The sequence below is a fragment of the Parabacteroides leei genome (assembly GCF_023369805.1).
GTDB classification, from domain to species: Bacteria; Bacteroidota; Bacteroidia; order Bacteroidales; family Tannerellaceae; genus Parabacteroides; species Parabacteroides leei.
Window position 1 is genome coordinate 18,621 of sequence record NZ_JAMBQG010000021.1, and the last position, 13,126, is coordinate 31,746.

A 13,126-nucleotide genomic window follows, 5' to 3' on the forward strand; every position below is an offset into this window, starting at 1 on the left:
TTGTAGTATTATTCTATCTGATAAAGCCTTGTAAAATGAGATGCTTATTGTCTAATTGTGTCTTTTTATATACGAGTTATTGGCTTGATATACGCCATTTTATGACATAGTTCTGATAGAACTAAATTCTATTGATGCAGCAAATATAATGTATTTTTTATTATAAATGGTTTATTTATGCAATATGTTTAATAATATATAAGCTGTTAATCCTTTTGTGTTAATTATTTATTTAAAATATAAGTTAATCAGGAAATCTTATGTTTACTCCTTCTTGTTTGTGTATCTTATTGTATTTGTGGGCTTTGATGTTTTGTTGCTTGCACTAGTTCTATCAGAACTATGTTTGGTGGTTTAAATCCTTAGAGACGTGAGAATCTGAATGCCATAGAAAATATGTAATCTATACGTAGTGGTGAGTTTCAGCTCCTTGGATCTAATTCATATAGTTACTAGTATTATTATTAAACAAAAAGCAATTGTTATGTTGAAAATCGCAAGACCAGTCAGCCTTATGCTATTGTCTGTTGCATTATGCTCCGGGGGAGCTTATGCATCCGGTCATACAGCAATTCCCAAAGTTGACATTTCTCAGCAACAAAAAAGTTTGAAAGGGACAGTGAATGACGATTTCGGCCCTGTTGCCGGAGCTTCTGTTGTCGTAAAAGGTACGACGAACGGAACAGTTACCGATATGGACGGTAATTTTGTTCTGGACGTCAGAAACGGAGATGTGATCCAGATTTCTTTCATCGGTTATCTGACCCAGGAGATTAAGTATACGGGGCAATCTTCTCAGAAAGTCAGTTTGGTCGAGGATACGCAAAAACTGGATGAAGTTGTAGTGGTGGGGTACGGAACGCAGCAGAAAGCCAACCTTTCGGGAGCTGTGGCATCCGTGGCCAGTGACGAGTTGACCAATCGTCCTATCTCTAATGTCTCATCCGGATTGCAGGGATTGATGCCGGGTGTAACGATCACAGCCGGTGAGGGTCGTCCGGGACAGGATGGCAGTAATATCCGTATCCGTGGTGTCGGAACCCTGAACAACGCTTCCCCTTATATCCTGATCGATGGCATCGAAAGCGGTTCGATGGATAGTGTCGACCCTAACGATATCGAAAGTATCTCTGTCCTGAAAGATGCATCCTCCGCAGCCATCTATGGTTCGAAAGCTTCTAACGGTGTAATCCTGATAACCACCAAACGAGGCAAGTCGGGTGCTCCGCGCATCTCTTACAACGGCTATGTCGGTGTATCGAGTCCCACTGCCGTTATCGACCGTGTAAGTTCGGCCGAATATGCCATGCTGTATAACCGGATCGACGATAACAACGGGCAACCGCACCGGTACAGCGACGAAGATATCCGTCTGTTCCAGGATGGTTCCGACCCATACGGACATCCGAACACCGACTGGAATGATGCCGCTTACCGTACGGGGGTATTGCATAAACACAATGTGAATGTGAGCGGTGGTAATGAGAACACGAAATATATGGCTTCTGTCGGCTATCTGGGACAGACCGGTATTCTTCCCAATTCGGAACGTAAGCAGTTTAACGGTCGTACGAACCTGGACATGAATATCACCAAGAAACTGACCGTCCGCCTGAATATGGCTTATATCAAGAATGACTATAAAGACCCGAACTCCAACTACGGCGGCGGTTGGTCCGACCAGATCATTCGCCAGTTGAATATTCTGAGTCCGATGATCCCTATCTATAATGAAGACGGAACTTACGGTTCTACGAATGACGGAAACCCTATTGCCTGGCTGAACTCGGGGCAGACGGTCGATAAATACAACCAGAACTTCACAGGTTCACTGGCTGTCGACTATCAGATCATAGATGGTTTGAAAGCGACCTTATCCGGTTCGTATGTGAATGATGACCAGCATTTCAAGGCATTTGTTATGAAACTGGCCGATGATCCGGCGCAGGCAAACCGTCCGAACAGTCTCGAAGAGCGTTTTACGAACTGGACACGTTATAACTTCGATGCTTTGTTGAATTACGACAAGACATTCGGTAAACACGGACTGAAAGTAATGTTGGGATATCATACCGAACAATACGATGTACGTTATAATGATATGTATCGCGAAAACTTCCCGAACAATGAACTGGACGATATGAATGCCGGTGCTACCGCAACACAGACCAACTCCGGTTTCACCCGCGAACTGGCCATGCTTTCCTACTTCGGTCGTGTGAACTACGACTATGCCGGTAAGTATTTGCTGGAAGCCAATTTCCGTTCGGATGCTTCTTCCCGCTTCGCTCCCGGACACCGTTGGGGCTATTTCCCCTCTTTCTCTGCCGCATGGCGTATCAGCGAAGAGAGTTTCATGGAGAATACGAGAGACTGGTTGAACAGCCTGAAGATCCGCGGATCGTGGGGTATGCTCGGTAACCAGGATGCATTGAGCGACGGAACACCTACCGGCGGTGACTTCTATCCCTGGCTGAATACCTATAATCTGGGGGCAAATTATCCGATGGGCGGTTCGCTGACAACCGGTTATTATCAGGGAAGCTATAAGATCGAAGACCTTTCATGGGAAAAGTCGACCACCTGGGGGCTGGGACTGGATGCTATAATCAATGATAAGATCAGTTTCACTTTCGATTATTACGATCGTAAGACGACGGATATTATCATGGAAGTGCCTGTACCGACCGAATTTGCATTGGGAGCTTACAAAGACAATGTAGGTGCCATGCGTAACCGCGGTGTTGAAATCCAGTTGGGTTACAACAATACCTGGGGCGACTGGAAACTGGGCGTTGTCGGCAACTTTGCCTACAACAAGAACAAGATCGAAAACCTGGGCGGTGTAAACCGTATGGCAGACGGTGACTTCATGCGCCAGGTCGGTTCGCCGATCAATTCATGGTATGTGTACAGAACCGACGGTTTCTTCCAGTCGGATGACGAAGCACAGGCCTGGATGGATAAATATGCCGGACAGGACGGCTATCCGTTCGGTCTTAAGTTCAAAGGCGGCGACCTGAAGTATGTGGATACGAACGGCGACGGCAAGATCACGGCCGAAGACCGCGAACTATATAAGACAAAAGACCCGGTGATGACTTTCGGTCTGAACCTGAATGCCGGTTATAAGAACTTCGACCTTACCCTGAACTTTACAGGTGCGGCGAACGTCGGTTTTGCTTATACAAAAGAAGCCTTCGGTGAATTCTCCGGCAGTGCCGGCCACCCGTCGACAGCCTGGTTGGACTCATGGACACCCGAAAATAAGAATGCAAGTATGCCTCGTGTTGCGGAAGCCCGCATGTCACCGAGCGAAGCATCCGTCGTTTTCTCCGATTTCTGGGTAATGAATACAAGCTATCTGCGTCTGAAAACCGCCCAGTTGGGATATACTTTCCCGAAAGGACTCCTGGAAAAAGCAGGTATTCAGAACCTGAGAGTGTATTATTCGGCAGAAAACCTGTTGACATTCGACTCTATGCCGTTGAATGTAGACCCGGAAACTGTTAGTACGCGCTTGTCGAGCTATCCTTTGTCGACAACCCATTCATTCGGTGTTAATGTTACCTTCTAAACGATTAATGATTATCTAATATAAGTTGAATTTTATGAAACGATTATCTATATATTTATTGGCCGGAGTAGCCCTTTTGTCTGCCTCCTGCTCTGACTTTTTAGATACAGCTCCACATGATGCCCTGTCGCCTTCCACCACCTGGAAGACAGAGGCCGATGCCGAAAGCTTTGTGGTAGGATGTTATAACGGCTTGTGGGACCCGGGTTCGATCCTGTATCTGGATTGCGGTTCCGATCTGGGGTATAACAACTTCTCCTGGGAAGGGTGGCGTCCATGGGGAGACGGCTCTTTGTCAAGCTCCAATACTGGTGCTTCGTTCTATAGTTTTACCATTATCCGCCGTTGTAATACGGTACTCGATAATATCGATAACGTAGAGTTCAAATCGGAAGAAAAGAAAAAAGACCTGATAGCACAAGCCAAGGCGATCCGTGCTTACAAATACTTCCTGATGAACTGGTGGTATGGCGGTGTGCCTATCATCGACTCTTACCTGACGGCTGAGGAGGCCCAGGTGCCCCGTAATACGGAAGAAGAAGTGCGTAAACAGATCGCTCAGGACCTGGATGATGCCCTGGCCGGTATCAATACGGTTCCTTCCGAACGCGGACGTATTGCCAAAGGTGGCGTTTTAGCTATTAAAATGCGTGAAGCCTTGTATTATGGAGAATGGCAGAAAGCCAAAGAGGCTGCTCAGGCTATCATCGACCTGAAACAGTATGAGCTCGATCCTGATTTCTCCAACCTGTTCAAGCTGACCGGTGTCGACTCGAAAGAAATTATCATTGCCGACCAGCGTATTCCCAATACCTTCGGTCTGGGTACGATCGGCCAGATGTATAACAACAAGGATGCCGGCTGGTCGTCTATCGTTCCGACTCAGAACCTGGTGGATATGTATGAAATGACGGATGGTAAAACGAAGGAAGAGTCGAGCCTGTACGATGCGGCTCATCCGTTCGCCAACCGCGATCCCCGTATGGAAATGACCATCCTGTTCCCGGGACAGGACTGGAGAGGTGAGGTATTAAATACACTGGACGAACTGACACCGGAAGGCGGGAAGAACATCAACTATCCGACCTATACGGACAATGCTTCCAAGACGGCTCTTACCTGGGCGAAATACCTGGACCCGTTTGAACAGTATCCCAATGTATGGAATACCGGAGCTTGTGTGATCGTATTCCGTTATGCGGAGGTGCTGCTTTCTTATGCCGAAGCGGAAAACGAGTTGAACGGTCCTTCGGCTCAGGTGTACGACTATCTGGATCAGATCCGTACCCGTGCAGGTATGCCGGTGGTAGACAGGGCGAAGTATGCATCTAAAGACCAATTGCGTGAACTGATCCACCGCGAACGGGCTGTCGAGTTTGCCGGTGAAGGTTTGCGTCGTGCGGATATTCTGCGTTGGAAAGATGCCAATAATAAAATGCTGGCTGAGACAGTATTGAACGGTACATTGAACCGTATCTCCGGTACTATCGACTACAAAGAAACGGATCCTTACAAACGGGCCGTCGTAAAAGGCTCGGAGTTCATCGAAAACCGCCAGTTCGCTGCAAAGAACCGTTACTTGCCGATCCCCCAGGGTAGCATAGATAAGAATCCGAAACTGGAACAGAATCCGGGGTACTGATCCGTGTGACCTGCGTGCCATTTAGTACTTTGGAACGCCTTTATATATAGCGGAGGAAGAGTTTTTAACCGCTGTCATTTCTTTGGCAGTATGGCTGAAAAACTCTTCCTCACTGTTTTTTAGAAAGAATACTACCGGAAACTATTGCTTTTCTCCCGATATTTTATACCTTTAGTCCTGACTTGGTATAACCACCCTTTACACCCTGGCAGACCATGATGTACATCTTGTCCGATTATCCTGTACACCATAATCGACCATCCTGTACAGGCTGATATTACCGGATAATAACCTTTGATATAGAAGGTGGTAATCTATAACATAACTAGTAGTAATATTAAATCTAAAAGAAAGGGAACCGCATGGCTGTAAAGTACAAACTCACGAAAATCAATGACAATATTACCAATAAAGAGCAGGTGAAGTACTCAGTAACCACCGTAAGCAACGGTAATGTTAATCTCGACGCCCTGGCAGAACAGATGGCCGATGCCAGCACCTTCAACTACGGGGAGGTAAAAGGGATGATCGAAAACCTGACCCGTATGGTCGCATTTCATCTGAAAGATGGCTATACCGTTACGATAGACGGTTTGGGTACGTTCAGTATCACCGCCCAACCGAACCGGGAGGTGGAAGTTCCTTCCAAGATACGTGCCGAATCCATCAAATTGAAAAGTATCAGCTTTAAACCCAGTCCGAAACTGAAGGAAAAGCTGAGTGATATAGAGTTTACGAAGCTGAAATAATCGTTTGTACATAAAGTTTTGGGAGTTTATCTGTCATCTGCCACTGTTGTTGGTAGGTGGCTGAAAGATATTTTGTTAGGTGTGGCAGATGATGAGGTGTTATCTGCAACAGCATCTGTTATCTGTCACACACCTCAAATAAAATAAAGGGTATTTATGAAAGTAACACAAATGAAAGGTGATGGAAAGTCGCTGAAAAATATAGAGTTGGGTGCTGTAATGGCAACGATGGCCAATGAAGAGTATAGCAGAGAAATAGCATTGTTGAGAGAGTCACTGAAAAGCATAATGCCTGGTCGCAAAAATGTCCATGCCGATAAGATCCCTGTTTTACTGTTTGCAGCTAAGTTCAGGAAAAAAGAGAATGAGCTGTATTTCAGTTTGTACAATGGCATCGTGTTAGTGCAGGTCAATAACCTGGCAGATCGCCGAGAAGTGGAAAAGATAAAGAAATTAGCCTCGGAAGCTCCACAGACACTGGCGGCTTTTGCCGGATCGAGTGGGAAAAGTGTGAAAATACTGGTTCCGTTTACCCTGCCGGATGGTTCTTTGCCGCAAACGAAAGAGTTGGCAGAATTGTTTCATGCAACAGCCTGTCGGCGTGCGGTGAATTATTACCGTGGCCAGCTGCAACGTGATATCCCGTTTGAAAACCCGTCTTTGGAGCAAGGATGCAGGTTCTCGTATGATCCGGAACTTTATTATAATCCTTCGGCTATCCCATTGACATTGAAGCAACCGATGCAGCTGTCTTCTGAAATTACCTACAGGGAGGCGGTTGAGAAAAATGAAGACCCGTTACTGCGATTAATGCCGGGTTATGAGCGTAGCCATATTATTTCCCGTTTGTATAATGCCTGTGTACAGGATGCGTTGGACAAGACCGGAGGGCTGGATGAAGGGAGAGAGGTCAGGCCTTTTCTGATCCGGTTGGCTGAAAACTGTTTCCATTCGGGTATTCCGGAAGAAGATGCCGTTCGCTGGACGATGATATACCAGGATCTGAAGTTTTTTGAAGAGGAAATAAGGGAAACGATACATACGGCTTATCAATTATCCAGGAATTTCGGGAAGAAGTTTACTGTACCCCAGGAACAATTGATGGCTGTTAAAACGGATGAGTTTATGAAGCGGCGTTATGAATTCCGGCGTAATATGCTGACCGGGGAGGTCGAGTTTCGTACTCGCGGATCTTATTATATTCAGTTTGCTCCGATAACAGATACCGTATTGAACAGTATCGGGCTGAATGCTCAGGCGGAGGGGGTGGCCTTGTGGGACAGGGATGTGAAACGGTATGTTTATTCGGATCGCGCACCGGTCTTTCACCCATTGGATGATTTTCTGGATCATTTGCCTGCCTGGGACGGAAAGGATCATATTCGTGCTTTGGCAGATACATTGCCGACTGCGAATCCGGATTGGCGCGATCTGTTTTATATTTGGTTTCTGAGTGTGGTCATGCATTGGCGCAGGCGCGAACATCTGCATGCGAACAGTTCGTTGCCATTGCTGGTAGGTCCGCAGGGATGCGGCAAGTCTACCTGGTGCCGGAATTTGTTGCCTCCTTCTTTGCGTCTATATTATACCGATAGTATTGATTTCGGGAACAAGCGAAATGCGGAGTTGATGTTAAGTCGTTTTGCCTTGATCAATATCGACGAGTTCGACTCGGTCAGTTCCGCTTATCAGAGTTTTTTGAAGCATGTCCTTCAAAAGCCGGTAGTCAATGCCCGGCAGCCTTATAAGCGGAGTATCGATGCGCTGCATCGCTATGCTTCTTTCATCGCGACCTGCAATAATTACGACTTATTGTCCGATCCGACCGGAAGCCGCCGTTTTATTTGTATTGAAATAACAGGTACGATCGACCATTCGTTTACGGTAAATTACGGGCAATTGTATGCACAGGCATCAGCCGCTTTGGCTTCTGGCGAGCGTTACTGGTTTACTTCCGAAGAAGAGTTCTCGACGACAAAGAATAATGAGGCTTTTCAGCAAATGCCTGTTGAAGAACAATTGCTTTTGCAATATTTCCGTCCTGCTTTGCCGGATGAAGATTGTGAATGTCTTTCTCCGATTGAAATAATCCTCTATCTGCAAAAGATGAGTGGTGTGAAGTTGGGTAATAAACGGTTATCTTATTTCGGTCGCCTGTTGCAGAAAAACAAGTATCCTTCCCGGCGTACCCGACGCGGTACTTGCTATTCTGTTGTAAAAATAAAGTAAAGGGGTGACAGGTGGCAGATGCGGTTGCAGATAAATAGTTGAATCTGCAACCGTAAATTCGCTGTTCAATAACGTGTTATGTGTATTTGTTGCAGATGACAGATGAAATAAGTGAAACATTTGTATGAAAGCTGTTCGGCATTGTTGTTGCAGATAATACAAATCTGATAAAATGCAAACAAATCTGTATCTTTGCATGTCGATATAAGGATATAATATGAACAAAAAGATACTTCAACTGGCAATACCCTCTATTGTCTCAAATATAACCGTTCCTCTCTTGGGACTGATCGATGTCGCCATTGTGGGGCATCTGGGATCGGCTTCCTATATCGGAGCGATCGCAGTGGGGGGGATGCTGTTTAATATAATCTATTGGTTGTTCGGTTTCCTGCGGATGGGGACGAGTGGCATGACTTCGCAGGCTTTTGGTAAACGTGACTTGAAAGAGGTGACCCGTGTTTTGTTGAGGGCGGTGGGAGTAGGACTTTTTATAGCTTTATGCCTGTTGCTGCTTCAGTATCCGATTCGGAAAGTCGCTTTTCTTTTGATAGATGCTACTGCCGAGGTTCGCGAGTTGGCTACGGTTTATTTTAGTATCTGTGTATGGGGAGCACCCGCTGTACTGGGGTTGTATGGTTTTGCCGGGTGGTTTATCGGCATGCAGAATTCCCGTTTCCCGATGTTTATAGCGATTACACAAAATATAGTGAATATCGTCGCGAGCCTGGCTTTTGTCTATCTGTTGGATATGAAGATCGAGGGCGTGGCATTGGGTACGTTGATTGCCCAATACGCCGGACTTTTTATGGCTTTACTGCTTTGGCTACGTTATTACGGAAGATTGAAAATCCCTTTTCGCTGGCGGGAGATCCTGGGCTGGACGGCTATGCATCGTTTTTTCCAGGTAAATAGCGATATCTTTTTCCGTACGTTGTGCCTGGTGGCTGTCACAACCTTTTTCACGTCGACAGGGGCACGACAGGGAGATGTCGTATTGGCTGTCAATACCTTATTAATGCAGTTGTTCACCTTGTTTTCTTATATCATGGATGGCTTTGCCTATGCCGGCGAAGCGATGACGGGGCGTTATGTCGGTGCACAGAACCGGAATGGATTACAAAGGATGATCCGGTTACTATTCCGTTGGGGATGGGGATTGTCATTATCCTTTACAATTTTGTATATGATAGGCGGTCAAGGCTTTCTGGGCTTATTGACCAATGATACGACAGTCATAGAGGCTGCCGGAACTTATTATTACTGGGTACTGGCTATCCCGTTGGCCGGTTTTGCCGCTTTCCTCTGGGACGGCATCCTGATCGGGGCTACGGCTACCCGCCTGATGCTTTATTCGATGCTGGTCGCTTCTGGAACATTCTTCGTTGTCTATTATCTGTTTTATGGAATAATGGGAAACCATGCATTATGGATGGCGTTTTTGATATATTTGTCATTGCGCGGGATTATGCAATGGATATTGTGGCATCGCCGCTCTTTTGCCTCTATCTGAATATGCTATAAGGCAGGCTTATTTGAATAGGGCAGGCCCTGTAGGGGCGGTTCGCGAACCGCCCCTACCGTCGCCCCCATCCCCCCCTCTCATCTCCTATATTTATCCCTATCCCACCTCTCCGGATTCTCCAATATATAATTATATATATTCTGATACGAGTAATCATTGCGGATAATATGTTCATAATAATTGCGATGCCACAATTGTTGGCCTGGTGTGTTATTGATAAGATTGATGTTTTTGGTTGTGATTGTTTTGAATGCGCCGATGATGCGGCCTAGGGGTTTGGTGGGGTGGGAAAGGGCGGTTCGCGAACCGCCCGTACAGGGGGAGGGGATTTCGATGATGGCGTGGAAGTGGTTGGGCATGATGCAATAGATGTTGAAGCGGATGTGGGGGGATTGTTGTTCGATTTGTTGGCAGGCGGATTCGATGATTTGGCCAAATTGGTTTAATATCATTTGGCCGTTGGTGATGTTGCCGAACAAGCATTGCATATCGTTACAAAATATAAACCTTCTTGGGAGTAATCGTATCCTTGTAGCCGGATACTATGACGGTGGTGTAATAAAGGATTGTAATTGTTCATAGCTAATACTGTTTGGTTGTTGGGACAAATGTAGAAATAAAAAATCCGGATATCAAACGATACCCGGATTTTCTTTTTTATGAGATGTTGTATTATGCTTGTCTGTAATACGCCAGATCTTCGCGGTTGAAGTTGTTGATGAAAGATTCGATCTTGTCCACTTCTGCCTGACCGTAGTTGATATATACTTCGGCTGAACGGCGGTAACTGTCGTCTTTGTTGGCATCCTGCAATAACAGGTAACCGAAGACACAATGAGCGGCAGCTTCTACCATGCGGCGTGCCTGGAAGTCGATGTATTCGTTGTCTTTGGTTTCTGTAACCGCGGCAACTACTTTTTCGTACTTGTCAGTCATTGCTTTCAGCTTGTTCTTCAGACCTTCCAGTTCCGGTTTGTATTCGATAGCTTCGTATTCACGGATCTGAGCCAGGTAAGTACCGGTGGTGACGTGGCGGATCGCTGCAACCACCTGCAACTGGGTCGTACCTTCGTAGATGTTTGTGATACGGGCGTCACGGTAGATACGTTCGCAGGCATAGTCTTTCATAAAACCTGAACCACCGTGGATCTGGATCGCGTCATATGCATTCTGGTTGGCATATTCGGTGGTCATACCTTTACCCATCGGGGTATAAGCATCAGCCAGTTTGCTGTATTTCTTCATTTCCTGACGTTCTTCCGGAGTCAGCTTACGTTCTTTGGATATATCGTCCAACGCCTTATAAACGTCTACGAAACGAGCAGTTTCGTAAAGCATGGAACGGGAAGCATCCGCTTTGGCGCGCATCAGGGCTACCATTTCATATACAGCCGGGAATTCGATGATCGCTTTGCCGAACTGTTTACGTTCCGTTGCATAGGTATAACCTTCGCGGTAAGCCGCTTCGCTCAAACCTACGGCCTGTGCCATGATACCCAGACGGGCACCGTTCATCAATGCCATTACATATTTGATCAAACCTAGTTTGCGGTCACCGCAAAGTTCGGCTTTAGCATTCTTGAATACCAATTCGCAAGTAGGGGATCCTTTGATACCCATCTTGTTCTCGATACGGCGAACATTTACACCACCGTTACGTTTGTCGTAGATGAACATTGACAAACCACGACCGTCGCGTGTGCCTTCTTCGGAACGTGCCAGTACCAGGTGAATATCGGCATCACCGTTGGTAATGAAACGTTTTACGCCGTTCAGATACCAGCAATCGTCCTTTTCGCAGTAAGTAGCTTTCAGCATAACAGACTGCAGGTCTGAACCGGCATCCGGTTCTGTCAGGTCCATCGACATCGTTTCTCCGGCACAAACACGCGGGATATAACGCTGACGCTGGTCTTCGTTACCGAATTCATATAATGTTTCCGCACAGTCCTGCAATCCCCAAAGGTTTTCGAAGCCTGCATCGGCACGCGATACCATATCGGCTGCCATGATGTAAGGAACGATCGGGAAGTTCAGACCGTCGTAACGGCGTGGCATTGCGATACCCATCAGGCCGGCTTTGCGTACGGCATCCAGATTTTCCTGAGTACCTTTGGCATACGTTACACGTCCGTTGGCAACAGACGGGCCTTCATGGTCTACGCCCTCTGCGTTGGGAGCGATGATCTCACCACAGATTTCACCTACAATTTCCAGTACCTTTTCGTAGCTGTCCATTGCATCTTCGAAATCCTGAGGAGCATAGTCAAATTTATCCTTGTCGGCATAGCCGCGTTCTTTCAGCTCTACGATCCGCTGCATCAACGGGTGATGCAGGTGATGTTTCATGCTGGGATTATCTAAATAAAAGTTTGCCATATCTTATTTACTGTTCTGTTTGTAATACTTGATCATCTTCGGGATCACTTCTTCAACCGAACCGTTAATCACATAGTCAGCGATGGTGTTGATCGGAGCGTTCTCGTCGTTGTTGATGGAGATGATAATACCTGCGTCCTGCATACCGGCAATGTGCTGGATCTGTCCGGAAATACCGCAAGCGATATAGAGTTTCGGGCGAACGGTCAGACCGGTCTGTCCGATCTGGCGGTCGTGGTCACAGAAACCGGCGTCGACAGCAGCACGGCTGGCACCTACTTCTGCATGAAGTTCTTTAGCTAATTCGAACAGCAGGTTGAAGTTTTCTTTCGACCCTACGCCATAACCTCCGGCAACTACGATAGGAGCGCCTTTCAGGTTGTGTTTTGCTTTTTCAACGTGACGGTCGATTACTTTTACTACATAATCAGCATCGGATACATATTTTGCTACGTCGTGTTTTACCACTTCGCCTTTATAATTGGCATCCAGGATCTCTTTCTTCATCACACCTTCGCGAACGGTAGCCATCTGAGGACGGTGTTCCGGGTTGATGATGGTGGCAACGATGTTACCACCGAAAGCTGGACGGATCTGATACAACAGGTTTTCATATGTGATACCTGCCCGTTTATCTTCGTGAGGACCGATCTCCAGTGAAGTACAGTCGGCAGTCAGACCGCTGGTCAGTGCAGAAGATACACGAGGACCCAGGTCGCGACCGATAACGGTAGCACCCATCAGGCAGATCTGGGGTTTTTCTTCCTTGAACAGGTTGATCAGGACAGAAGAATGGGGTAGTGAAGTGTAAGGAAACAGGCCCGGAGCATCGAACACGTGTACTTTGTCGACACCGTAAGGCAGTACCTGGCTTTCTACACCTTCGAGGCCGCTACCGGCAACAACTGCTTCCAGTTGGCAACCTAACTGATTCGCTAACTTACGACCTTTGGTCAGAAGTTCGAGACTTACATCGGCAATGGTTGTGCCTTCAATCTCACAATATACAAATACGTTATTCATAA

General features: G+C 46.6%; 8 protein-coding genes. 6 read left to right on the forward strand and 2 right to left on the reverse strand.

The window, feature by feature from the left end:
- The first annotated feature begins 484 nt into the window (after positions 1–484).
- The 6 genes from M1P97_RS21860 (at position 485) to M1P97_RS26460 (ending at position 10,168) form a co-directional block, all read left to right on the forward strand.
- On the forward strand, positions 485–3,577 hold the full coding sequence (locus M1P97_RS21860; RefSeq protein WP_249390198.1) for a SusC/RagA family TonB-linked outer membrane protein: 3,093 nt from the start codon (positions 485–487) through the stop codon (positions 3,575–3,577).
- A 34-nt stretch (positions 3,578–3,611) separates the two neighbouring features.
- Positions 3,612–5,219, forward strand: coding sequence for a RagB/SusD family nutrient uptake outer membrane protein (locus M1P97_RS21865; protein WP_249390199.1), 1,608 nt, complete (start codon positions 3,612–3,614; stop codon positions 5,217–5,219).
- Positions 5,220–5,581: 362 nt separating this feature from the next.
- Positions 5,582–5,968 (forward strand): HU family DNA-binding protein, encoded by a 387-nt coding sequence (locus M1P97_RS21870; RefSeq protein ID WP_195374526.1) that lies wholly within the window; start codon positions 5,582–5,584, stop codon positions 5,966–5,968.
- Positions 5,969–6,124: 156 nt separating this feature from the next.
- Positions 6,125–8,197 (forward strand): BT4734/BF3469 family protein, encoded by a 2,073-nt coding sequence (locus M1P97_RS21875; RefSeq protein WP_249390200.1) that lies wholly within the window; start codon positions 6,125–6,127, stop codon positions 8,195–8,197.
- A gap of 217 nt (positions 8,198–8,414) precedes the next feature.
- Positions 8,415–9,710: an MATE family efflux transporter gene (locus tag M1P97_RS21880; protein ID WP_249390201.1), complete on the forward strand. Its 1,296-nt coding sequence runs from the start codon at positions 8,415–8,417 to the stop codon at positions 9,708–9,710.
- Positions 9,711–10,006: 296 nt separating this feature from the next.
- Positions 10,007–10,168 (forward strand): hypothetical protein, encoded by a 162-nt coding sequence (locus M1P97_RS26460; protein ID WP_249390202.1) that lies wholly within the window; start codon positions 10,007–10,009, stop codon positions 10,166–10,168.
- A 226-nt stretch (positions 10,169–10,394) separates the two neighbouring features.
- Here M1P97_RS26460 and M1P97_RS21890 read toward each other — a convergent pair whose 3' ends face one another.
- A complete protein-coding gene (locus tag M1P97_RS21890; RefSeq protein ID WP_249390203.1) occupies positions 10,395–12,101 on the reverse strand; it encodes an acyl-CoA dehydrogenase family protein in 1,707 nt (568 codons plus the stop codon).
- Between the two features lie 3 nt (positions 12,102–12,104).
- Positions 12,105–13,124 carry an electron transfer flavoprotein subunit alpha/FixB family protein gene (locus M1P97_RS21895; protein WP_122363315.1) on the reverse strand — a complete coding sequence of 340 codons (1,020 nt, stop codon included), beginning with the start codon at positions 13,122–13,124 and terminating at the stop codon, positions 12,105–12,107.
- Positions 13,125–13,126: the final 2 nt, after the last annotated feature.

Excerpts from the sequence above, each read along its gene's own strand:
- M1P97_RS21860 (WP_249390198.1), top strand. The coding sequence starts at position 485 with ATGTTGAAAATCGCAAGACCAGTCAGCCTTATGCTATTGTCTGTTGCA.
- M1P97_RS21865 (WP_249390199.1), top strand. The coding sequence starts at position 3,612 with ATGAAACGATTATCTATATATTTATTGGCCGGAGTAGCCCTTTTGTCT.
- M1P97_RS21870 (WP_195374526.1), top strand. The coding sequence starts at position 5,582 with ATGGCTGTAAAGTACAAACTCACGAAAATCAATGACAATATTACCAAT.
- M1P97_RS21875 (WP_249390200.1), top strand. The coding sequence starts at position 6,125 with ATGAAAGTAACACAAATGAAAGGTGATGGAAAGTCGCTGAAAAATATA.
- M1P97_RS21880 (WP_249390201.1), top strand. The coding sequence starts at position 8,415 with ATGAACAAAAAGATACTTCAACTGGCAATACCCTCTATTGTCTCAAAT.
- M1P97_RS21890 (WP_249390203.1), bottom strand. The coding sequence starts at position 12,101 with ATGGCAAACTTTTATTTAGATAATCCCAGCATGAAACATCACCTGCAT.
- M1P97_RS21895 (WP_122363315.1), bottom strand. The coding sequence starts at position 13,124 with ATGAATAACGTATTTGTATATTGTGAGATTGAAGGCACAACCATTGCC.